This window comes from Streptomyces sp. NPDC031365 (assembly GCF_055569765.1).
This window is the reverse complement of sequence record NZ_JBVIIM010000004.1, coordinates 97,106-117,131: the sequence shown is the minus strand read 5'-3', so window position 1 is coordinate 117,131 and position 20,026 is coordinate 97,106. Positions and strand designations below refer to the sequence as shown.

The 20,026-nt window shown below is 72.1% G+C and carries 22 protein-coding genes, 2 tRNA genes, 1 other RNA gene and 3 pseudogenes; 11 read left to right on the top strand and 17 right to left on the bottom strand.

Translation table 11 applies throughout. The features are described from left to right. Position 1: 1 nt before the first annotated feature. The 6 genes from ACZ5C2_RS08415 to ACZ5C2_RS08390 form a co-directional block, all read right to left on the bottom strand. Positions 2-295 (bottom strand): Dabb family protein, encoded by a 294-nt coding sequence (locus ACZ5C2_RS08415; RefSeq protein WP_468787924.1) that lies wholly within the window; start codon positions 293-295, stop codon positions 2-4. Next, positions 295-471: a hypothetical protein gene (locus ACZ5C2_RS08410; RefSeq protein ID WP_468787922.1), complete on the bottom strand. Its 177-nt coding sequence runs from the start codon at positions 469-471 to the stop codon at positions 295-297. Before ACZ5C2_RS08410 ends, ACZ5C2_RS08415 begins: the two co-directional genes overlap by 1 nt. A 100-nt stretch (positions 472-571) precedes the next feature. Further along, positions 572-656, bottom strand: a tRNA-Ser gene (locus ACZ5C2_RS08405). A gap of 45 nt (positions 657-701) precedes the next feature. Next, on the bottom strand, positions 702-1,133 hold the full coding sequence (gene tadA / locus ACZ5C2_RS08400; protein WP_468788534.1) for a tRNA adenosine(34) deaminase TadA: 432 nt from the start codon (positions 1,131-1,133) through the stop codon (positions 702-704). 65 nt (positions 1,134-1,198) lie between these two features. After that, a complete protein-coding gene (locus ACZ5C2_RS08395) occupies positions 1,199-1,753 on the bottom strand; it encodes a tRNA adenosine deaminase-associated protein (protein WP_468787920.1) in 555 nt (184 codons plus the stop codon). Between the two features lie 287 nt (positions 1,754-2,040). Further along, complete coding sequence (locus ACZ5C2_RS08390) at positions 2,041-2,268, bottom strand: hypothetical protein (protein WP_468787918.1); 228 nt, start codon at positions 2,266-2,268, stop codon at positions 2,041-2,043. Positions 2,269-2,408: 140 nt separating this feature from the next. Here ACZ5C2_RS08390 and upp point away from each other — a divergent pair, with 140 nt between their 5' ends. Next, the gene (gene upp / locus ACZ5C2_RS08385) at positions 2,409-3,044 is read left to right on the top strand and encodes a uracil phosphoribosyltransferase (RefSeq protein WP_468787916.1); all 636 of its coding nucleotides are present in this window, start codon (positions 2,409-2,411) and stop codon (positions 3,042-3,044) included. Between the two features lie 27 nt (positions 3,045-3,071). On the opposite strand, the gene ACZ5C2_RS08380 is transcribed toward upp, so the two are convergent. Beyond that, positions 3,072-3,683, bottom strand: coding sequence for a LytR C-terminal domain-containing protein (locus ACZ5C2_RS08380; protein ID WP_468788532.1), 612 nt, complete (start codon positions 3,681-3,683; stop codon positions 3,072-3,074). A gap of 147 nt (positions 3,684-3,830) precedes the next feature. Further along, positions 3,831-4,127, bottom strand: a complete 297-nt coding sequence (locus ACZ5C2_RS08375; RefSeq protein WP_003986294.1) for a type II toxin-antitoxin system VapB family antitoxin — start codon at positions 4,125-4,127, stop codon at positions 3,831-3,833. A gap of 314 nt (positions 4,128-4,441) precedes the next feature. On the opposite strand from ACZ5C2_RS08375, the pseudogene ACZ5C2_RS08370 reads away from it, so the two are divergent. Next, positions 4,442-4,594, top strand: a pseudogene (locus ACZ5C2_RS08370) (tRNA lysidine(34) synthetase TilS); the annotation flags it as partial. Here the strand turns inward: ACZ5C2_RS08370 and ACZ5C2_RS08365 are convergent. Then, complete coding sequence (locus ACZ5C2_RS08365; RefSeq protein ID WP_468787914.1) at positions 4,588-5,229, bottom strand: HhH-GPD-type base excision DNA repair protein; 642 nt, start codon at positions 5,227-5,229, stop codon at positions 4,588-4,590. The pseudogene ACZ5C2_RS08370 and the gene ACZ5C2_RS08365 sit on opposite strands and share 7 nt — an antisense overlap. Positions 5,230-5,254: 25 nt before the next feature. Next, positions 5,255-5,977, bottom strand: a complete 723-nt coding sequence (locus tag ACZ5C2_RS08360) for a siderophore-interacting protein (RefSeq protein ID WP_468787912.1) — start codon at positions 5,975-5,977, stop codon at positions 5,255-5,257. Between the two features lie 74 nt (positions 5,978-6,051). On the opposite strand from ACZ5C2_RS08360, the gene ACZ5C2_RS08355 reads away from it, so the two are divergent. From ACZ5C2_RS08355 to ACZ5C2_RS08335, 5 genes are all read left to right on the top strand, one after another. Then, entirely contained in the window at positions 6,052-8,160 is a 2,109-nt protein-coding gene (locus tag ACZ5C2_RS08355; RefSeq protein ID WP_468787910.1) for a penicillin acylase family protein, read from the top strand. Next, entirely contained in the window at positions 8,153-8,761 is a 609-nt protein-coding gene (locus ACZ5C2_RS08350) for a GNAT family N-acetyltransferase (RefSeq protein WP_468787908.1), read from the top strand. Before ACZ5C2_RS08355 ends, ACZ5C2_RS08350 begins: the two co-directional genes overlap by 8 nt. After that, positions 8,758-9,237 carry a cupin domain-containing protein gene (locus tag ACZ5C2_RS08345; RefSeq protein ID WP_468787906.1) on the top strand — a complete coding sequence of 160 codons (480 nt, stop codon included), beginning with the start codon at positions 8,758-8,760 and terminating at the stop codon, positions 9,235-9,237. Before ACZ5C2_RS08350 ends, ACZ5C2_RS08345 begins: the two co-directional genes overlap by 4 nt. Then, a complete protein-coding gene (locus tag ACZ5C2_RS08340; RefSeq protein WP_468787904.1) occupies positions 9,234-10,007 on the top strand; it encodes an SDR family NAD(P)-dependent oxidoreductase in 774 nt (257 codons plus the stop codon). Before ACZ5C2_RS08345 ends, ACZ5C2_RS08340 begins: the two co-directional genes overlap by 4 nt. Positions 10,008-10,317: 310 nt before the next feature. After that, on the top strand, positions 10,318-12,111 hold the full coding sequence (locus ACZ5C2_RS08335; RefSeq protein WP_468788530.1) for a copper resistance CopC/CopD family protein: 1,794 nt from the start codon (positions 10,318-10,320) through the stop codon (positions 12,109-12,111). Between the two features lie 69 nt (positions 12,112-12,180). Here the strand turns inward: ACZ5C2_RS08335 and ACZ5C2_RS08330 are convergent. The 5 genes and pseudogenes from ACZ5C2_RS08330 to ACZ5C2_RS08310 form a co-directional block, all read right to left on the bottom strand. Beyond that, positions 12,181-12,538, bottom strand: a pseudogene (locus tag ACZ5C2_RS08330) (maleylpyruvate isomerase family mycothiol-dependent enzyme); the annotation flags it as partial. A gap of 29 nt (positions 12,539-12,567) precedes the next feature. Then, complete coding sequence (locus ACZ5C2_RS08325) at positions 12,568-13,587, bottom strand: hypothetical protein (protein WP_468787902.1); 1,020 nt, start codon at positions 13,585-13,587, stop codon at positions 12,568-12,570. Positions 13,588-13,821: 234 nt separating this feature from the next. Beyond that, on the bottom strand, positions 13,822-14,070 hold the full coding sequence (locus tag ACZ5C2_RS08320; RefSeq protein WP_468787900.1) for a DUF397 domain-containing protein: 249 nt from the start codon (positions 14,068-14,070) through the stop codon (positions 13,822-13,824). After that, positions 14,067-14,609, bottom strand: coding sequence for a DUF5753 domain-containing protein (locus ACZ5C2_RS08315; RefSeq protein ID WP_468787898.1), 543 nt, complete (start codon positions 14,607-14,609; stop codon positions 14,067-14,069). The genes ACZ5C2_RS08320 and ACZ5C2_RS08315 overlap by 4 nt, the downstream gene beginning before the upstream one ends. 93 nt (positions 14,610-14,702) lie before the next feature. Further along, positions 14,703-14,885: a helix-turn-helix domain-containing protein gene (locus ACZ5C2_RS08310; protein ID WP_468787896.1), complete on the bottom strand. Its 183-nt coding sequence runs from the start codon at positions 14,883-14,885 to the stop codon at positions 14,703-14,705. A 129-nt stretch (positions 14,886-15,014) separates the two neighbouring features. Between ACZ5C2_RS08310 and ACZ5C2_RS08305 the strand changes: the two genes are divergently transcribed. Continuing rightward, a complete protein-coding gene (locus tag ACZ5C2_RS08305; RefSeq protein ID WP_468787894.1) occupies positions 15,015-15,530 on the top strand; it encodes an ATP-binding protein in 516 nt (171 codons plus the stop codon). Here the strand turns inward: ACZ5C2_RS08305 and ACZ5C2_RS08300 are convergent. After that, positions 15,479-16,900, bottom strand: coding sequence for an ATP-binding protein (locus ACZ5C2_RS08300; RefSeq protein WP_468787892.1), 1,422 nt, complete (start codon positions 16,898-16,900; stop codon positions 15,479-15,481). The genes ACZ5C2_RS08305 and ACZ5C2_RS08300 overlap by 52 nt on opposite strands. Before the next feature lie 92 nt (positions 16,901-16,992). Between ACZ5C2_RS08300 and ACZ5C2_RS08295 the strand changes: the two are divergent. Next, positions 16,993-17,336: pseudogene (locus ACZ5C2_RS08295) on the top strand (site-specific integrase); the annotation flags it as partial. 62 nt (positions 17,337-17,398) lie between these two features. Here ACZ5C2_RS08295 and ACZ5C2_RS08290 read toward each other — a convergent pair. Beyond that, a tRNA-Ser gene (locus ACZ5C2_RS08290) sits at positions 17,399-17,486 on the bottom strand. 73 nt (positions 17,487-17,559) lie between these two features. Between ACZ5C2_RS08290 and ffs the strand changes: the two genes are divergently transcribed. Beyond that, positions 17,560-17,654: signal recognition particle sRNA small type (gene ffs, locus ACZ5C2_RS08285), an RNA gene on the top strand. A 50-nt stretch (positions 17,655-17,704) separates the two neighbouring features. Beyond that, positions 17,705-19,930, top strand: a complete 2,226-nt coding sequence (locus ACZ5C2_RS08280) for a DNA polymerase III subunit gamma and tau (protein ID WP_468787890.1) — start codon at positions 17,705-17,707, stop codon at positions 19,928-19,930. Positions 19,931-20,026 lie beyond the last annotated feature (96 nt).

Genomic DNA, 20,026 nt, shown 5'->3' with positions numbered 1-20,026 from the left:
GTCAGAACTCGTAGTCGGCGATCACCCACGTGGCGAACTCGCGCCACAGCCCGACGCCCGCCTGGTGCTCCGGGTGTTCTGCGTACCGGCGCAGCGCGTCCGCGTCCTCGAACGCCGAGTTGATCGCGAAGTCGTAGGCGATGGGGCGGTCGCTGATGTTCCAGGCGCACTCCCAGAAGCGGATCTCCGGGATCTTGTCGTTGAGGGAACGGAAGGCCTCCTCGCCCTTGACGACCCTCGGGTCGTCGCGCTCGACGCCCTCGTTCAGCCGGAAGAGCACCAGGTGGCGGATCATCACTTTCCTCCGTTGGCGAGCCAGGTCATGAAGTCGCCGATGGCCTTCGCGGCGTCGGAGATGCCCTGGAACCCGACCAGCACGTACTCGGAGGCCGTCTCCGGGTCGGTGATGATCAGGTACAGCACGAAGACCACGAGGACGTAGACGGTGGCCTTCTTCGCGTTCACCGCCATCGCGGCCCTCCCCTGTCACTGATGCGCACCGGTGTCACATGCGTCGAGCGGCCCCATGATCGCACGAAGGGCCCCGTCTGACGACGGGGCCCTTCATCGGCGGTAGCGGAGGGATTTGAACCCTCGGTGACTTGCGCCACACTCGCTTTCGAGGCGAGCTCCTTCGGCCGCTCGGACACGCTACCGAGGGAGACCTTACAGCACGGTGCGGTGTGGTTTGAAATCAGTATTCACCGGTTCCGGAAGAACTCCGTGAGCAGCCGGGAGCACTCCTCGGCGAGCACGCCCCCGATCACTTCGGGCCGGTGGTTGAGCCGCCGGTCGCGGACGAGGTCCCACAGGGAGCCGACCGCGCCCGCCTTCTCGTCCCGGGCACCGTAGACGATCCGGTCCACCCGGGACTGCTGGAGGGCGCCCGCGCACATCGTGCACGGCTCGAGCGTCACCACCAGCGTGCAGCCGGTCAGGCGCCACTCCCCGAGCCTCGCGGCGGCCCGCCGGACGGCGATGATCTCCGCGTGGGCCGTGGGGTCGCCGCCGGCTTCGCGCTCGTTGTGGGCGGAGGCCAGCACGGTGGCTCCGTCCGGGGCCAGGACGACGGCGCCGACGGGTACGTCCCCGCCCCGGACGGCCAGTGAGGCCTCGTCCAGGGCGAGTCGCATCGCCGCCCGCCAGCGGTCGCGTACCGGATCCGGTGGTCCGGACGCGGTGGTGGTGGTCGGCACGGTCAGCGGACGGTCTCCAGGACCTCCGAGGCGCCCAGGGCCTCGGCGATCTCGTTGACGGCGTCCCCGGTCATCGAACGCAACTCCTTCTCGCTCACGCCCAGGTCCTGGAGGACCTGCGCGTCACCGACCGGTCCGTGCGGCACGGCGTCGACGGCGTCGACGGCGCCGGCGGACACGGTGCCGTCGTCGGCGCCGGCGTCCTCGTCGTCCGGTTCACCGTCCTCCGTGCCGTCGAGGTCGAGGGCGTCCAGGTCGGTTCCGTCGTCCCCGGGTTCGCGGCCGAGCAGTTCGTCGGTGAGCAGGATCTCGCCGTAGCTGCTGCGGGCGGCCGCGGCGGCGTCGGAGACGTAGATCCGGGGGTCCTCCTCGCCGTCCACGCGGACGACGCCGAACCAGCCCTCCTCCTGTTCGATCAGCACGACCACCGTGTCGTCGTCGGGAGAGGCTTCCCGGGCCAGGTCGGCCAGATCCGACAGGGTTTCCACATCGTCGAGCTCCGTGTCGCTCGCTTCCCACCCGTCTTCGGTGCGCGCGAGCAGTGCGGCGAAGTACACCGTGACTCTCCCACTGGTCTGAGGCGTGCCGGTTGGGGATCCCCCCGGCGGAGGTGTGTGGACGGGGGACGGTGCTCCGAGCCCCACCCACTCGGAATCGTGGCAGAAACACGGCCGTCAGGGGACGTCTTCGGCTCCCTGTGTCCGGGAGTTTTGATCGCAGTCCGCCGAGTGCGCCCCGAAGGACCCATCAGCGCGCTTGTCGCCGCCGTCGCCGCCACGTGCGGATCGTACGCGGCCGAGCCCGCCGCGGCCGCGCGGCACTCGGGCACTCTGGGGTGGCGGTTCTACCAGCGGAAGGTGCGCATACGCATGGCGTGCCGCAGCCGGGCGGCCTTGGCGCGGCGCGGCTGGACCCGCTCGCGCAGTGCGCGGGCCTCGGCGAGTTCACGCAGGAACCGGGCGCGGCGCCGTCGCCGCTCGGTCTCCGACTCGGCCTCCGTACCGGCCCTGATTCCGGTGGGGCCGGGCGTTTCGAGCGGCGACGGATCGTCTCGGTCTTCCTGCTCAGGCATGGGTTCATCACTCCAATCCGTCCCACCCACTTTCCCCCGGACGGACGGTTTGACGCCAGCGAAGGAGTGACTGGGGGTCGGGGGTGCTTGCCGCGCGCGGGGGACGCCAGGGCCCTCGGGGCCCGGCTAATGTTGACGACATGCGTCTCCACGTCGTCGACCACCCGCTGGTCGCCCACAAGCTCACCACTCTGCGCGACCAGCGCACCGACTCCGCGACCTTCCGCCGTCTCGCCGACGAGCTGGTCACCCTGCTCGCCTACGAAGCCACGCGTGATGTGCGCACGGAGCAGGTAGACATCCGGACACCGGTGGAGCGGACCACGGGCGTCAAGCTCTCTCACCCGCGCCCGCTGGTGGTGCCGATCCTGCGGGCGGGCCTCGGCATGCTGGACGGCATGGTCCGGCTGCTGCCGACCGCCGAGGTGGGCTTCCTGGGCATGATCCGCGACGAGGAGACGCTGCAGGCCTCGACGTACGCCACCCGGATGCCGGAGGACCTCTCCGGGCGCCAGGTCTACGTCCTGGACCCGATGCTCGCCACCGGCGGCACACTGGTCGCGGCGATCCAGGAGCTGATCAAGCGCGGCGCCGACGATGTGACCGCCGTGGTGCTGCTGGCCGCGCCGGAGGGCGTCGAGGTCATGGAGCGCGAGCTGGCCGGTACGCCGGTGACGGTCGTGACGGCGTCGGTCGACGAGCGCCTCAACGAGCAGGGCTACATCGTGCCGGGCCTCGGTGACGCGGGGGACCGGATGTACGGGGCGGCCGAGTAGACGGCGGCTCTCCCCTTCCCCGCGTTCTCAGCAGTTCTTCTTCGAGGCGGGCGTCGGCTCCGGGTTGGCCAGTGCGGTCAGGGCCCGGTCGGCGTCCGCCTTCTTCGTCAGCTCCCGGAACCCGTCGCCGATGATGAAGTCGAGCTCGGTGCCCTTGCGTGCGGGGTCGGTGCGGCGTTCGGCGCCGGCGAGCTGGGTGCCGAGCACCGGCAGTGCGGTGTCGAGGGCGGTGGCGGGCCCGAGCAGCACACCGGTGCCCTTCACCTTCTTGTCGTACTCCTTGGTGGCGTTGGTGACCTCGCCGATCTTGAAGCCGCGCTTCTTCAGTTCGTCGGCGGTCTTCTGTGCCAGGCCGCTGCGGGTCGTGGCGTTGAGGACGTTGACCGTGATCGTGCCGGGCACCGGGAGTGTCTTCGGGGCGGCCGCGGGGGTCGCCCTGGCGGCGCAGGCCGCCTTGGTGCCGGCCGCGGAGGCGGAGTCGCCGCCGCCGGTGAACACGTCGATGAGCTGCAGCGTGCCCCAGCCGCCCACGCCGACCACGGCTGCGGAGGCGACGGACAGGGCGACGAGTTTTCCGCGTCGCCGGGGCCGGCGCATCCGCGGGTATCTGTCGCCCGTGATCCGGTACTGGCCGCCCATGCCAGGTGGAGTGAGCATGCTCATGAGCGCAGCGTAGTGCGCCCGGGCTGCAATGCCTACCAGATGATCATCCGACTGGGTGCACTGCTGGCGCAGTCCAACCCGAAAGGTCCAAACCGGGCCGGGGGAAGGGGTTCCGGAGGCGTGTCAGCCGAGTTCGAGCACGCGTGCGTGCAACACCTGACGCTGCTGGAGCGCCGCCCGCACGGCGCGGTGCAGCCCGTCCTCCAGGTAGAGATCGCCCTGCCACTTCACGACGTGGGCGAAGAGGTCGCCGTAGAAGGTCGAGTCCTCGGCGAGGAGCGTCTCGAGATCGAGTTGCTGCTTGGTCGTCACGAGCTGATCGAGGCGGACCGGGCGCGGCGCGACGTCCGCCCACTGCCGGGTGCTTTCCCGGCCGTGGTCGGGGTACGGCCGGCCGTTTCCGATGCGCTTGAAGATCACACGGAAAGCCTACCGGTCAAGGCCTTCCGGGCGCAGCCTCGGCGACGCAGTGCGGCACCGGAAAAAGCGGGGAAAACGGGAGGAAAGAGCCCTCCTCGGCGAGGCGTGTGCGTTGTTCGGTGATGCCCGTGAGGTGTTCCGGGCCCGGTCACCGCGACGGCGTGGCCGATTCCTTCGAAAGGGGGCGGCGTCGTTCGCGTGTCGCAGACCCCGAGGCGTGCCCCGCCGGGGTGCGGCCGACTCGGCGGTCGGCTCGGACGCCGGCTCGGATGCCGGCTCGGTGGCCGTTCCGCGGCCGGTTCCGCCGCCCGCCCGGATACGTCGAGGTCCTCGCCCGTACGGCCCGGCTCTCCCGCGGCGATGCCGACGCGCTGGACGCGTGGGCCGGCCGGGCGACGAGGCCGGCGTCCCGGGGCGCCCGCGGCCGCCTGGAGTGCGTCGCGCCGCCGGCGCTGACCGGTCACGTGCCCGGCTCGCTCGCGGCGCCCTTCGCGCCCTTCGCGCCCGTCGAGGACTTCGCCGCCTTCGCCGCCTTCGCCGCAGCCTTCAGCTCCTGCTTGTGCGCCCGCACCTTCGACAGTGACTCCGGGCCGGTGATGTCGGCGACGGAGCGGAAGGCCTTGTCCTCGCCGTAGGCGCCGGCGGCCTCCCGCCAGCCGGTGGGCCGGACCCCGAGCTGCTTGCCGAGCAGGGCGAGGAAGATCTGGGCCTTCTGCTTGCCGAAGCCCGGCAGGTCCTCCAGCCGCTTCAGCAGCTCCTTGCCGTCGCCGACGCCCCGCCAGACGGCCTCGGCGTCACCGCCGTAGTGCTCGACGAGGTACCGGCACAGCTGCTGGATGCGGCCCGCCATCGAGCCCGGGTAGCGGTGCACGGCCGGCTTGTCGGAGAGCAGCGCCGCGAACGCGTCGGGGTCGTACGCGGCGATCTCGTGCGCGTCCAGGTCGTCCGCGCCGAGCCGCTGGGCGATCGTCGCCGGGCCCTTGAACGCCCACTCCATCGGGATCTGCTGGTCCAGCAGCATTCCGGTCAGCGCGGCGAGCGGGCTGCGGCCCAGCAGCCGGTCGGCGTCGGGGTCCTGGGCGAGGTGCAGAGTGACGTCCATGCCCCCGATGATCGCGCGTCGCGGATCAGCCCGCGCGCCAGTACCCGAGTGCCTGCATCCGCTGCCGGGGAACGCCCAGCTCCTTGCGTACGAACGTCGAGAGCGCCCGGGTGGTGGCGGTGTCGCAGGCGATCCACACGTACGGGTCGGGGCCGGTCCGCAGCAGCTCGGGCAGTTCGGCCCGCACGCGTTCGACCAGTGCCGCCCCCGCCTCCCGCCGGGGCACCTCCCGCACCTCGTGCCGGCCGGGGTCGGCGAGACAGGGCAGACCGTCGAGGGTGCCCTCGAACCAGATGGTCGCCGGGGCGTCGCCCAGCTCGCCGAGCAGGGAGTTGATGGCCGGGAGCGAGGCGGGGTCGCCGACGGCGAAGACGTGGGAGGGAGCCGGGGCGGGATGCTCGAACCCCGTGCCCTGCACGGTCGCCTCGATGGTGTCGCCGGGCTTCGCCGTCCGTGCCCAGTCGCTGGCGCACCCCTCGTGCAGCGCGAACTCCAGGGTGAAGGTGCCCGCCGCCGGATCCGGATCGACCAGGGTGTACGCGCGCTGGTGCGGCTTGCCCGCGTTGTGGAACCACAACCGCACCCACATCGTCGGGTGGACTCCGGCCGCCGCCAGCAGCCCGCCGTCGGTGAAGCGCACCCGCCGGTAGTCGGCGGTGACGTCCTCGCTCCCCGTCACCGTGCACGTGAAGTCCTTCGCGCGCAGCAATTTGAGGACCGCGCCCTCCCAACCCCGCCCCTGCCCCATCGCGTCTGCGCCTTTCGCGTACGATTCGCCACGATTACTTAGGGGAGCCTAACCTAAAGTGAAGTGAGGGCACAGTGACCGGCGAGATCTTCCGGGACCCCTGGGGCATCCCGCATCTGCGCGCGGACAGCGCGAACGAACTCGCGCGCCTCCAGGGCCGGGTCACCGCACTCGACCGGGCCTGGCAGCTCGAGGTCGAACGCCACCGCGCCCAGGGCACCTCGGCCGCTTTCCTGGGCCCGGAGGCCCTCCCCTGGGACCGCTTCGCCCGCCGTGCCCGCCTGGCCGACACGGCCCGCCGCTGTTTCACCGAACTGGAGCGGCGGGACCCGGAGACGGCGGAGTGGGTACGGGCGTACGTGACGGGGGTCAACGAGGGTCTGGCGTCCGCCGGGACGACGAGGCACGCCCCCGAGTTCGAGCGGGTCGGGCTCGCTCCCGGTCGCTGGGAGTCCTGGACCCCGCTCGCGATCTGGCTCGCCACGCACATCCTCTTCGCCGGGTTCCCCGCCAAGCTCTGGCGCGAGCACATCACCACGCACCTCGGTGCCGACGCCGTCGCCCTGTTCGCCACCGACGGGCCCGGTACCTCCGGCAGCAACGGCTGGCTGGTCTCCGGGGAGCGCACGGTGACCGGGCACGCGGTGATCGCCGGGGACCCGCACCGGTTCATCGAGGACCCGGGCGTGTATCAGCAGATCCGCCTGGCCTGCCCGGAGTTCGATGTCGTCGGCCTCGCCGTACCCGGTGTCCCCGGTGTCGCGCACTTCGGCCACACCGGCACGGTCGCCTGGGCCATCACCAACGCCATGGCCGACTACCAGGACCTCTACCGCGAGCGGCTGCGGCGCACCGGCACCGGTGTGGAGGCACTCGGTCCGGACGGGACCTGGCGGCGGGCCGCCCGGCACACCGAGACCGTCGAGGTGGCGGGCGGGGCGCCGGTCGAGGTCGAGGTCATCGAAACCGACCGGGGCCCCGTCGTCATCGGCGGCCCCGAGGGCCTCGACGACGGAGTGCCCGAGCCCGGCGAACCCCCGCTCGCCGTCGCCCTCCGCTACCCGCCCCGCGTCACCGGCGACCTCGGCTTCGCCGCGCTGCTGCCGCTGCTGCGGGCCCGCCGAGCCGCCGACGTGGACCGGGCCGTCGACCGGTGGGCCGAGCCGGTCAACGTCATCATGGCCGCCGACACCGACGGCGCCGCCCTGCACCGCGTGGCAGGCCGGGTCCCGGTGCGCCACGCGGCCAACCGGACCCGCCCGGTCCCCGCGTGGGAGCCCGACTACGCCTGGCAGGGCTGGCACGAACCCCCGCGGGCCGGGCTGACCGACGGTGTCGCCGTGATGGCGAACCAGCGCGGCCCGGCCGCCCCCCTCGGCACCGAGTTCGCCCCGCCGCACCGCGCGGAGCGCATCGCCACCCTGCTGGGCCGGCAGTCCCGCTGGTCCGCCGCCGACATGGCCACGATCCACACGGACACCCACCTCGGCTCCGCCGCGCCCCTCCTGGACCACCTCGCCGCGCTCGGCACCCCGGCCCTCACCGGGCCCGCCGCCGCCCTGCGGGACCGCCTGCTGCGCTGGAACCGTCACATGGACGCGGACAGCGCCGACGCGGCCGCCTTCGCCGCGCTGCGCACCGCTGTCGTCCGCCGGCTCGCCGCCCACCCCGCCTTCGCGGCGACGGCCACGCCACCGCCGTACCCCGAGCTCTTCCGCCCCTGGCTCGCGCTGGTACCGCGCGTCGGGTACGCCCTCGAGCACCTGCTCTCCGCGGAGGACCTGTTCGGCATCGACCGCCCGGACGCCGTCCGCGCGGCGCTCGAGGAGGTGGCCGCCGAGCCGCCCACCGGCACCTGGGGCGACACCCACCGCCTCGCCCCCTGGCGGGCCCTGCCGCCGTCCGGAACGCCGTACGGCGAACCCGGACTCTCCGGCGACCACGACTGCGTGCTGTGCACCTCCCCCGTGCCCGGCCTCACCGACCTCGCCGCGCGCGGTCCCGCCGCCCGCTACGTCTGGGACCTGGCCCGGCGCGAGGACAGCCGCTGGGTGGTGCCGTACGGCGCCTCGGGCGTGCCCGGCTCACCGCACCACCGCGACCAGCAGCCCCTGTGGCTCGCCGGAGACCTGGCCCCGGTCCTCACCGACTGGGCGCACCTGACGAAGGAGACCGATGTCTGACCCGTACGCCTCCCGCGCGGCCGTCCACGAGCAGGAGGTCGACGGCTTCGGCACCGTACGCGTCCTGCCGCTGGACCCGGCCGCCGACGCACCCCTCCTGCACCGCTGGGTGAGCGGGGAACGCGCCGTCTTCTGGGGCATGAACGGCCTCACCGAGCAGCGCGTCGCCGAGATCTACGCCCACATGCGCACCCTCGACACCCACCACGCGTACCTCGTCCTCAAGGACGGGGCCCCGGTCGCGCTGCTCCAGACGTACGACCCGGAGGCCGACCGCGTCGGCGCGTGCTACCCCGTCGAACCGGGCGACATCGGCGTCCATCTGCTCCTCGCCCCCGCCGCGCCCGGCGCCACCCGGTCCGGCTGGACCGGCGGGCTGGTGACCGCCATCGTCACCTACGTGATGGTGGTGCTCGACCGCAGCCGGGTCGTGGTCGATCCGGACGTCGCCAACGAGAAGGCGCTCGCCCGCTTTCTGCGCCAGGGCTTCAGGGCCGGACCCGAGGTCGTCCTCCCGGAGATCGACCTGCCCGACGTGTACCTCCCGGAGAAGAAGGCACAGCTCGCGTTCCTCACCCGCGAGGTAGCGTTCGGCGGGTGACCCCCGAGCAGCTCGTCGCCCACTACGGTCTGGAACCGCTCCCCCGCGAGGGCGGGCGGTTCCGGCAGACCTGGGCAGGCCCCGGCCGCCCCGACGGCCGCCCCGAGGGCACCGCCATCGTCGCCCTGCTCACCGACGCCCCCGGCGACTTCTCCGCCCTGCACCGCCTGCCCGCCGACGAGATCTGGCACCACTACCTCGGCGACCCGCTCCAGCTGCTCCTCCTCGCCCCCGACGGCACCTCCCGCACCCCCGTGCTCGGCCCGGACGTCCTCGGCGGCCAGCACGTCCAGCTCACCGTCCCCGCCGGTACCTGGATGGGCGCACGGGTGGCGGCGGGCGGCGCCTGGACGTTCTTCGGCTGCACGATGGCGCCCGGCTTCACCTACGAGGGGTACGAGCACGGCGACGCGGCGGAACTGACGGCGCGCTACCCCGAAGGAGCGACGCTGATCGCGGAACTGGCCCGCCCATGAGCGAGCGGGGTCTGCTGCACGGCCAGGTCGCCCTGGTCACCGGCGCGGGCGGTGGCATCGGACGGGGCATCGCGCGGCGGTTCGCCGAGGAGGGCGCGGCCGTCGCCCTGCACTGCCGTACGGCGCTCGCCTCCGCGCGGGACACCGCCGGCCGCATCCGGGAGTCGGGCGGCGCCGCTGTCGTCCTCCAGGGTGACCTCACCGACGAGGACGCGTGCCACCGCGTGGTGGCCGAGGCGGCCGAGTGGGGCGGCGGACGGCTGACCGCGCTCGTCAACAACGCGGGGATCCAGCCGGTCCAGGATCTCGCCGGAATGACGGCGGCACAGTGGCGCTCGGTCGTCGACACCAACCTGACCGGCGTCTTCGCCTGCACCCAGGCGGCGGCACGTCTCATGTGCGACCAGGACGGCGGCGGCAGCGTCACCCACATCGCCTCCGTCGAGGCGGGCATCCCGGCCCCCGGCCACGCCCACTACGGCGCGTCCAAGGCGGCGGTGGTGATGCACGCCCGCGCGGCGGCCCAGGAGTACGGCCCGTGGGGCGTCCGCGTCAACACCGTCTCGCCCGGTCTCATCGACCGGGAGGGCCTGGCCGACGCCTGGCCGGAGGGCGTACGCCGGTGGCGCGAGGCGTCCGCCGTGGGCCGGCTCGGCCGCCCGGAGGACATCGGCGACGCCTGCGTGTTCCTGGCGTCCCGCCTCGCGTCCTGGGTGACCGGCCACGACCTGGTGGTCGACGGGGGAGCCACGGCCCGCCCGACCTGGTGAGCACGCCGGGCTTCCCGTCCGTACCTGTTGTGAAGCCGGATGGCCGGGAGGCGGGTACGACGTGGAGCGACGGCGCAGCGAGGCGGCGGGCGATGACGGACGAAGCGACACCCGGGATGTCCGCGCGACTCGGTTCCTCCGCGCGACCCGGTTCCTCCGCGGCATCCAGTTCGCCTGCGGCACCCGGGTCATCCATGCGACCCGGGACTTCCGCGCGACCCGGGACACCTGCGGCACGCCGGACGCCCACGCGACCCGGGACGCCCGCGCGATTCGGGACGCCCGCGCGACCCGGCGACTTCAAGGGCTGGTGCTGCTGGGCACCGTGCTGGTCCTGCTCGTCCTCGGCAGCGCCGCCCCCGCCGCCGCCCACGCCGCCCTGCGCGCCAGCGACCCCGAGGCCGGAAGCGTCGTCGAAACCGCCCCGCGCCACATCACCCTGACCTTCACGGAGTCCGTCGGCCTGCTCGACGACTCCTTCCGCGTCTACAGCCCCGACAACCGCCGGGTCCCCCTGGAGGAACCGCAGCACGCGGACGGTGCCTTCGACACCGCGCGCACCGAACTGCCCGGCGACCTCGCCGACGGCACCTACACGGTGGCCTGGCGGGTGGTCTCCGCCGACAGCCACCCGGTCTCGGGTGCCTTCACCTTCTCCGTCGGCGCCCCCTCGCCCACCCCGCCCGCCGCCCCCGCGGACCACGCCGAACACCCGGTCACCAACAGCCTGTACGACACCGGCCGCTACCTCGCCTACATCGCCGTCGCGCTGATGATCGGCGCGGCGGCGTTCATCGGGCTGTGCCGCCCGCCGGACACGGCCCCGCTGCGGCCGGTGCTGCTCACCGGCTGGTGGACGCTGCTGACGGCCACACTCGCCCTGCTCGTCCTGCGCGCTCCCTACGAGAACGGCACGTCCCCCGCGACCGCCCTCGACCTCTCGGCGTTCCCCGACACCCTCACCGGCCGTCCGGGCCTCGCCCTGCTGACCCGGCTGGCCCTGCTCCTGCTGACGGCGGCGGTCCTGGTACCGCTCGCCCGGCGCAGGGGCCCCCGGACCCGCCTGGCGATCGGCGCCGCCGTCTCCGTCACCCTCGCCCTCACCTGGGCGGCGGCCGAACACGCCTCCGCCGGGATCCAGGTCCCGGCGGCGATGACGTCGTCCGTCCTTCACCTGTTGGCGATGGCGTGCTGGCTCGGCGGCCTCACGGCCCTGCTCCTTACCCTCCACCGCGCGAAGACCCCGCCCCCGCCGGCCACGGTCGCCCGCTTCTCCCACCTGGCCTTCCTCTCCGTGACCGTCCTCGTCGTCACCGGCCTCTACCAGTCCTGGCGCGGCCTCGGCTCCTGGTCGGCTCTCACGGAGTCGTCGTACGGCCGCACCCTGACGGCCAAACTCGCGGCGACCGTCTTCCTGCTGCTGGCGGCAGCCTTCTCCCGCCGCTGGACGACCCTCCTGGTGACGAGGGTCCAGGCACCGGCGACGGTGGAGACACGGCGGGTGCCGGAACTGGTCGGGGCGTCGGGCGGAACCCCGGAAGAACCGGTGCCGGACGGGCCGGAGCGGCCCGGCACGCCTCCGCCGCCGACCTCGCCCTCGACTCCCGACCACTACCGCCGTGCCCTGCGCCGCTCCGTGCTGGCGGAGGTGGCCGTGGCCGTCGTCGTGCTTCTGATCACCACGGTGCTGACCGGCACCCTCCCCGCCCGCGCGGAGGCCGAGGCGGCCGAGGCACCCCGCCCCCAAGTGGCCGGACTCCCCGGCGCGGCGGCGTTCACCATCCCCTACGACGTCGGCACACCCGGCGGCCGTGGCACGGTACAGATCCAGATGGACCCGGGCCGGGTCGGCGAGAACGGCCTCCAGGCCGTGGTCTTCGGCCCCCGCGGCGCCCTGACCTCCGTCCCCGAACTCCGTATCTCCTTCACCCTCGCCGCCAAGGACGTCGGCCCCATCGACGCGAAGGTCACCGACCGCGGCGGCTACTGGGCCACCAGCGACCTCACCCTCCCCCTCGAAGGCACCTGGACGATGAAACTGACGATCCGTGTCTCCGAACTGGACCAGGTGACCGAGACCCGGCAGGTGAGGATCACCCGCTGAGGACGAGCCGGGGTTCGACGACGTGCGCGCGGGGATGCCGTCATCGAGGTCGCCGCTCATGCCGTCCCGCAGCATGGCGATGGCGGGCAGGGGAGGCTTGGTCGTGCTCGGGACGACGCGCCGGAAGTGTTCGAGGGTTTCACCCGGGGTCGCGCCGAGCCGCTCGGCCAGGCGCATGGCCACCTGTCTGTCGAAGTCGAACCGGCAGCGGATCACACCCGCCAGCCAGCTCAAGGCGTTGAGGCTCGCACCCGCGGTCAGGTGCGCTAGCACCTCACGGACGGTCAGGCCCGTGCAGAGCGACGGCGTCTTCCACTGCTCGTCCGTCAGGCCCGCGAGATCGGCCGCCAGCGCCGCTCGTTCGGCGTGGATCAGGGACCACCCTGGTCCTGGGAGGGCGGTGTGCTGTCAGTGCCGGATCCGTCATGCGAGGAGGACTCCCGCCGTGGAGCAAAGTCATCGCCCGGGAGCGACCGTTGTCTGCGAGGCCGGGGTCTGCGGGCAAGTGACCGGTTGTGGGTGGCCACGGGCGGCGAGTACGGCTTCGCGGGCGAGGACGGCGGCGCGGGACGGTGCGGCTGCCTGGTGCGGGACGCCATGTGTGCTGGGGCCCGGCGTGACGGTACGGCAGCCACGGCACAGGCCGCCGACGAAGGCAGTCGGGCGGCCCGGCACGCCGCACTCAGTGCACTCCGGCATGAGACGGCCGACGAGGCGCGGTTCCGGGCCCTCGGATGTGGGCACCGGCGCTGTGGACGGCGTGGAAACAGGCGGCAGTTTGTCCCGCAGACGGCGGGCGACGAAGCCGCGTGGCGCGTGGACGGGGTCCGGCAGGCCGGCGGTGAGCGCCTGCATCACGAGCACGGGACTGGCCCCCCGTTCGAACCAGGGCACGACCAGCTCCGCGAGGGCATTGCAGTCGGCATCGGACAGGGCGAGGCGGGGCTCGACACGGCCGAGGCGGGCGAGGGTGCGGTAGGCCGTGGTGCGGTGCGCATCAGGGGCGATGGCTGTGGGCGCGGGCTCACTCACCGGGGTGACCTCGACCGGTGCCGCGGCCACGCCCTCCACGGAGACGCCACCACCAAGGAACCCCGCCCACCAGTCGCTGTCCCGCGCGGTGCCGGACCAGAACGTACGGAACACCCAGCGCGTACCGCCGTCGCCGTTCGCGGCGAGACCCCGGACACGGTGCAGATGCCCGGCGCGGGAGAGGAAGTTGAGCGCGCTGCGTACGGCCTGCTGGCCGTACAGGGGCAGCACCTTGGCGAGGCTCTTCACGTCCATCGCGGCGCCCTCGGGAAGCCGGTGCACATAGGCGGCGATGTAGGCCTCGCGGGCGGGAAGGTGGGAGAAGTCGACGGGCCGACGGGCGGCGCCGGGCTCGGTGGGGACGGTGCGTTTGCCGTATCCGGGATTGGCCAGCGGATGCACTGCGGGTACGGGCGGGAGAGCGTTAAAGTCTTCGTAAGCCACGGGATCGTCTGCCGATCTTGAGGTGAGACCCCGGCGGGTGCTGCTAACACCCGACCGGGGTTGTTTCGTTGCTGCGCACGCTAGAGCGCGACGACACCGCGTCGCAACCCGATCACGAATAGTCATGTCGGCCGGTGGGGCGGCCGGTTGCCCCGGGAGGGTGGGTGGTGGGTCGAATCCCACCACCCATTCCTCACAAACGCCGCTCGGATCCCGAGCCCCGTCCCCCGAAGCTCAAGCGCCGGTACGGGCGTACGCGACGAACGTTGCCCAGGCGCCCCCGGCGACGGCGAAGCGGGGGCTCCGGGGCCCGAGCTTCGAGTCCCGGACGTGGACGGTGTGGGGGCAGGGGGCTACTTCGACGCAGTTGCTGCCCTCACTGTCGCTGTGGCTGGACTTGCGCCAGTCGAGGGCTACTTCGAGGCAGGCGCCGCCCTGGCTGTCGCTGTGGCTCGACTTGAACCAACTCAGGCGTTCAGTCATTGCTCCTCCGCCACCCTTCTGATGAACGTGGCCGACTCGTCCACGCCGAGACAATGCATGCGGATCATCGCATGGGCCTGAGTGAGTGCACTCACCTTGTCGGGGCTGCTGTGCAGGACGCTTGCCTCCGGTGCCTCGACGTACCCACACTGCTCGTGCTCAGGTGTCTCCAACAGAACAATGCCGCCGTTCAGTGCTACGCCGCTACAACGCCCGAACGGCAACACCTGGATCGAGACATTGCGGAGCGCGCCCATATCCGCGAGGTGCCCCAACTGCTCACGCATCACGTTGATTCCCCCGACATTGGTGCGTAGCGCAGCTTCGTAGATGACGAACCCATGCATCACGCCGACCTTGCGATGGAGTGCCTCAGCCCTACGAAGCCGGGCCGCGACACGCTCGTTGATGGTCTCGTCATCAAGTGGCGGCGAACTGCCACTGATCAATGCGCGAGCGTAAGCCTCCGTCTGTAGCAGGCCTGGAATGAGCAGCGGTTCGTACCATGCAAAGGCGATGGCCTCTGCCTCGATGGCCATGAACTCATGGGACCTCGCCGGGAACGGCTCCGGCTTCAGATACTCCTGAGCCGCGACGAGCTTCCCGCCCGCCCCGCACACCTGGTCCGCGACCTAAAGGAACCGCAGCGTGGGCCGACGGCGGCCGTTCTCCATCGACTTGACGTACTCGTAGTCGTACCCGGCCTCTCTGGCCAGCGCGTCCCGGCCGACACCGGCCTCCGCACGCCACATCTTGATCTGGCTGCCGCAGTACCGCCAAGCGATCGGTGGCTGGGAGTTCACCTCGGTCGCCATACACACCCCCGAAGGTCCACGCAGGGTACAACCACCCGCTGTACCCACTCCGTTACTCGCGAGGCTACGCACGAACCAGGACGGTGATCCCGCCAACAGGGAAACACCAGCACAAGGGATGAACCGCACATGCAGACCCCACGGCTCCCGCTGCCCACCACCACCCCGAAGGACATCGAGTGGCGCCTCCCCCGTCACGCCCGCAGCGTCGGCCGCGTACGCGCCCTGTTCCGTGAACAGGCGGCCTCCTGGAGCATCCCGCAGGAGACGACGGACACGGCGGAGCTCCTCCTGAGCGAGCTGATGACGAACGCGTACCGCCACGCGAACGGCCCGGCCGGCCGCGAGATCCGGGCCCGCTGCGTCCTCACGGACGACCTCCTCCGTATCACGGTGACGGACGCCGGCGCCGTTCTCCCGCCCCCGACCCCGACCACGGCTCGACCGGACGACGAGTCGGGCCGGGGCCTCACACTCGTGGCCGCGCTGGCGGACGACTGGGGTGCGCGGAGAAGGGAGTGCGGCATCGGCAAGGAGGTGTGGTGTGAACTGGACCTCCTGACGAGCCCTTCACCTCCGTCGGTCGGCGGTACTCACGCCTCGCGCCACGCGCCGAGAAGTTCCTCGGGGCCGTACACGGCCTGAAGGCCGGAGCACGTGACCCCGCTGCGGGAGACCGCCACGAGCGGTACGGGTTCGTCGGTGAGCGCTGACCGGTGCTTGTGCAGTGCGGCCAGGTCGTGGCCGTCGAACCCCGAGTTCTCCAGCCACTTGATCGAGCCGAGGAAGAGCAACCGCTGGGCCACCGGCTGCCGGTCGGCTCCCACCAGGTCGATCTCGACGTCGTTGCTGCGCGTCCAGTACCCACCGACCGCCGAGGCGGCGGGCAGGTGACCGTCCGGCAGAAGGCGGGCGAGGGATTCCCGGACCAGGGGCTCGATCGCGCGGCCCCGCCAGCTCGTCCACTGCTCCTTGATACGGCTCAGCGTGATGTCTCCCCGCCTGCGCTCGATCTCCGCCATGTGAGGGCCCAGGAAAGCCAGCCAGAAACCGAGGTAGGGATCGGCCACTCGGTAGCGGCGTTCCCTGGAGGCCCGTAGGGAGAGCGGCAACTCGGCTGCCACCACCCGTTTCTCGATAAGGATGTCCGTGGCGCGGGTGAGAGTGGTGTGGGCGATATTGCCGGCCGCGCGAGCGATGTTGGTGAAGGTGCGCTCCCCGGACCCGATGGCTCGCAGGACCTCCCTGCCCATCGCCTGCGGTGGAAACTCCGCCGCCAGTGAGCGCTCGGCGGAGACCAGCAGCGCGGAGATCGGGTTGTCCAGCGAGTCGTGCAGGAACTCCCGGACATCCGCTCCGTGCCGCCACTCGGCGCAGATCAGGGGGAGGCCCCCCGTGACCAGAGCGGCGTCGAACGTGGCCGCCGGGGACAGACCGAGCATGTCGCCGATGTCGGCCGGGTTCAGGGGGCCCACGACCATCTCCCGTCCCCGCTGATGAAAGGGGCGGTCGTAGCTGTTCAGTGCCTCCATCATCGACAGGTCGGATCCGACCAGGAGGAGAAGCACCGGTTTGCGGCTGAGTAGACGGTCCCAGGCCCGCTGGAGCATGCCTTCGAAGGCGTCGATGCGGTCCATGAGACAGGGGACCTCGTCGATGACGACCACGCTCGGGACGTCGTCGGGAAGGATCTCCGCCAGCAATCTGAACGCCGCGTTCCACTGCCCAGGGGTCTCCTCCGTGAACAGTTCCCGCTCCGGCAGGGTGGAGCGGGCGACGGCGTCGAGCAGCTCCGACAGTTCGTCCTCCGCCGTGCCGCCCGCCGCAGTGTAGAAGACGTACGGTGCTCCGGTGCGCCGGAGGAACTCCTCGACGAGGCTGGATTTGCCGACGCGCCGCCTCCCTCGCATGAGGACGCACTGACCCGGTTTCACCGACCCGACGGCGTCCCGGACCGCCTGCAAGGCATTGCTGAGCACACCCAGCTCGCGGTTCCGTCCGATGAAACGAAGCATGGGAAGACACTCCCGATCGAGATAGTATCGATGGAGACACTATCTCCCCTGTAACTATCCCTGGCGCTCCAGGTCCGCCTCGCCGGTGGCGGTCCGAGTGCGTGTTCACCAAGCCGTTGGCGGGCTGCTCAGTCCGAACACGGACTGCCACGACTGGAAGCGGCTGCTGGAAGACGCCGGCGTCCGGCACGGGTGTCCGCACGATGCGCGGCACACCACGGGCACCGTGCTGATGCTGCTAGGGGTCCGGGACGGAGTCATTGACCAGATCATGGGTTGGGAGCCAGGCGGCGCCGCCTGGATGCCGGCGCGCTATCTGCACGTGACCGAGCCCATGTTCAAGGAAGCGGCCCGGAAGATCGAGCGGGCCATCTGGGGAGCCCCGGAAAACCTCGCTGTGGACAAAGACCACAAAGACCAGGACAACGAGGCGTGAGGACAACGTCGAAGGGCCCCCTGTTTCCAGAGGGCCCTTCGACTTCGTGCCCGGTGAGGCACTGGCGGAGGATACGAGATTCGAACTCGTGAGGGGTTGCCCCCAACACGCTTTCCAAGCGTGCGCCCTAGGCCACTAGGCGAATCCTCCGGTGGGAACATTACATGACCGAGTGGAGTGCTCGCGAACTCGTTCCGGGCCCACGACATGGGGTAGCCTCTGCGTAGCCCCTCACGCGGCGCTATCTGACTGAACTCCCCCAGGGCCGGAAGGCAGCAAGGGTAGGTCGGCTCTGGCGGGTGCGTGGGGGGCGTCTGCGTTGTGGGCGGCCGGTCCGGTTGTCAGTGCGCGCCTATAACCTCGTAGACGTGTCGTCTCTCGCGCTGTACCGCCGCTATCGCCCGGAGTCGTTCGCCGAGGTCATCGGGCAGGAGCATGTCACCGACCCGTTGCAGCAGGCGCTGCGGAACAACCGGGTCAATCACGCGTACCTGTTCAGTGGTCCGCGCGGCTGCGGCAAGACGACCAGTGCGCGCATCCTCGCGCGCTGCCTGAACTGCGAGAAGGGCCCGACGCCGACGCCGTGCGGGGAGTGCCAGTCCTGCCAGGACCTCGCGCGCAACGGGCCCGGCTCGATCGACGTCATCGAGATCGACGCCGCTTCCCACGGTGGTGTGGACGATGCCCGTGACCTGCGCGAGAAGGCGTTCTTCGGGCCGGCGTCCAGCCGCTACAAGATCTACATCATCGACGAGGCCCACATGGTCTCCCCGCAGGGCTTCAACGCGCTGCTCAAGGTGGTCGAGGAACCGCCGGAGCATCTGAAGTTCATCTTCGCGACCACCGAGCCCGAGAAGGTCATCGGGACCATCCGGTCGCGGACCCATCACTACCCGTTCCGGCTGGTCCCGCCCGGCACCCTGCGGGACTACCTCGGTGAGGTGTGCCAGAAGGAGGACACCCCCGTCGAGGAGGGCGTGCTGCCGCTCGTCGTGCGGGCCGGGGCCGGGTCCGTGCGTGACTCGATGTCCGTCATGGACCAGTTGCTCGCCAGCGCGGGGGAGCAGGGCGTGACGTATGCCATGGCCACCTCCCTGCTCGGGTACACCGAGGGCTCGCTGCTCGACTCCGTCGTCGAGGCCTTCGCGACCGGTGACGGGGCCGCGGCCTTCGAGGTCGTCGACCGGGTGATCGAGGGCGGCAACGATCCTCGCAGGTTCGTCGCGGATCTGCTGGAGCGGCTGCGGGATCTCGTTATCCTCGCCGCGGTTCCCGATGCCGCCGAGAAGGGACTCATCGACGCACCGGCCGACGTCATCGAGCGGATGCAGGCCCAGGCCGGCACCTTCGGCCCCGCCGAGCTCAGCCGCGCCGCCGACCTCGTCAACGAGGGGCTCACCGAGATGCGCGGCGCCACCTCGCCGCGTCTCCAGCTCGAGCTGATCTGCGCGCGCGTGATGCTTCCCGCCGCGTACGGCGACGAGCGGTCCGTCATGGCCCGGCTCGACCGGGTCGAGCGCGGGGTGAACTTCTCCGCGGGGGCGGCCGGCGGTGCCGGTGTGCCCGCCGTGGGGTACGTGCCCGGGCCGGAGGCCCACGGGGGGGCGCAGGGACAGGGCTCCGTGGAGCCGGGAGGCGGCCCCGCCGCCGCCCGGGCCGCGGTGCGGACTCCGGGTCCGTCGGCCGCTCCGGCGCCGGCGGCCCAGGCCGGCCCTCCCGCCCCGGCCCCCGCCGCCCCGGGTGCCCAGCCCCCGGCGGCTGCTCCCGCCCCGGCGGCTGCCGAGAGTCCGGCCGCGCCGGCCGGCGCCCCCGGTGCCTGGCCCACCGCCGCGTCCGCCGGCAGTGGCGGCCGTCGGCCCGGAGGCTGGCCCACGGCTGCCCCGGCGGGCGGCGGCGACCGTTCCCCGGCTGCGGCGCCGAGCACCCCCGCGCCGACGCCCTCGCCCACACCCACGCCCCGGGCGGCACCGTCGGCCCCCGCCCCTGCGGGTGGCGGTGGCCTCGACCCCCGCACGATCTGGCCGAACATTCTGGAGACGGTCAAGAACCGCCGTCGCTTCACCTGGATCCTGCTCAGCCAGAACGCCCAGGTGACCGGCTTCGACGGGGCGACCCTCCAGATCGGCTTCGTGAACGCGGGCGCGCGGGACAACTTCCTGAGCAGTGGCAGCGAGGACGTACTGCGCCAGGCGCTGGCCGAGCAGTTCAACGTGCAGTGGAAGATCGAGGCGGTCGTCGACCCGTCCGGCGGCGGTGCCGCGGCCCCCGCTCCGGCCGGGTCGCCCGGCGGCCACAGCGGTGGCGGAGGCGGAGGCTACGGCGGCTCCGGCGCCGGTGAGCGTACGGCCCCGCCGCAGGCGGGCCCCCCGGCCGCCCCCCCGCCGCCCACGAGCCCCTCGGCGGCCCCCGCACGGGTTCCCGACCCGGCCCCGGCGCCCCGCCGGGCCGCCCCGGAGCCGCCGGCCCCGGTCTCCCCCGAGGACGACACCCCCGAGGACGACGACCCCGACCTGGACGAGTCCGCCCTCTCCGGGCAGGAACTCCTGGTGCGGGAGCTGGGCGCGACGGTCGTCGAGGAGATCACGAACGAGTAGTCCCGGAGGCCTCCCGAGGACCGCGGCCGTCCTCCGTCGCGGGTGGCGTTCGGAGGAACCCACGAATCACCCCCCGCCGCGCCTTCGGAAGCCCGC

Coding starts and splice junctions, on each gene's coding strand:
- upp (WP_468787916.1), top strand. CDS start 2,409: ATGCGTCTCCACGTCGTCGACCACCCGCTGGTCGCCCACAAGCTCACC.
- ACZ5C2_RS08410 (WP_468787922.1), bottom strand. CDS start 471: ATGGCGGTGAACGCGAAGAAGGCCACCGTCTACGTCCTCGTGGTCTTC.
- ACZ5C2_RS08340 (WP_468787904.1), top strand. CDS start 9,234: ATGAGCGAGCGGGGTCTGCTGCACGGCCAGGTCGCCCTGGTCACCGGC.
- ACZ5C2_RS08415 (WP_468787924.1), bottom strand. CDS start 295: ATGATCCGCCACCTGGTGCTCTTCCGGCTGAACGAGGGCGTCGAGCGC.
- tadA (WP_468788534.1), bottom strand. CDS start 1,133: ATGCGACTCGCCCTGGACGAGGCCTCACTGGCCGTCCGGGGCGGGGAC.
- ACZ5C2_RS08360 (WP_468787912.1), bottom strand. CDS start 5,977: ATGGGGCAGGGGCGGGGTTGGGAGGGCGCGGTCCTCAAATTGCTGCGC.
- ACZ5C2_RS08350 (WP_468787908.1), top strand. CDS start 8,153: ATGTCTGACCCGTACGCCTCCCGCGCGGCCGTCCACGAGCAGGAGGTC.
- ACZ5C2_RS08305 (WP_468787894.1), top strand. CDS start 15,015: ATGCAGACCCCACGGCTCCCGCTGCCCACCACCACCCCGAAGGACATC.
- ACZ5C2_RS08310 (WP_468787896.1), bottom strand. CDS start 14,885: ATGGCGACCGAGGTGAACTCCCAGCCACCGATCGCTTGGCGGTACTGC.
- ACZ5C2_RS08380 (WP_468788532.1), bottom strand. CDS start 3,683: ATGGGCGGCCAGTACCGGATCACGGGCGACAGATACCCGCGGATGCGC.
- ACZ5C2_RS08315 (WP_468787898.1), bottom strand. CDS start 14,609: ATGGCCATCGAGGCAGAGGCCATCGCCTTTGCATGGTACGAACCGCTG.
- ACZ5C2_RS08365 (WP_468787914.1), bottom strand. CDS start 5,229: ATGGACGTCACTCTGCACCTCGCCCAGGACCCCGACGCCGACCGGCTG.
- ACZ5C2_RS08300 (WP_468787892.1), bottom strand. CDS start 16,900: ATGCTTCGTTTCATCGGACGGAACCGCGAGCTGGGTGTGCTCAGCAAT.
- ACZ5C2_RS08320 (WP_468787900.1), bottom strand. CDS start 14,070: ATGACTGAACGCCTGAGTTGGTTCAAGTCGAGCCACAGCGACAGCCAG.
- ACZ5C2_RS08390 (WP_468787918.1), bottom strand. CDS start 2,268: ATGCCTGAGCAGGAAGACCGAGACGATCCGTCGCCGCTCGAAACGCCC.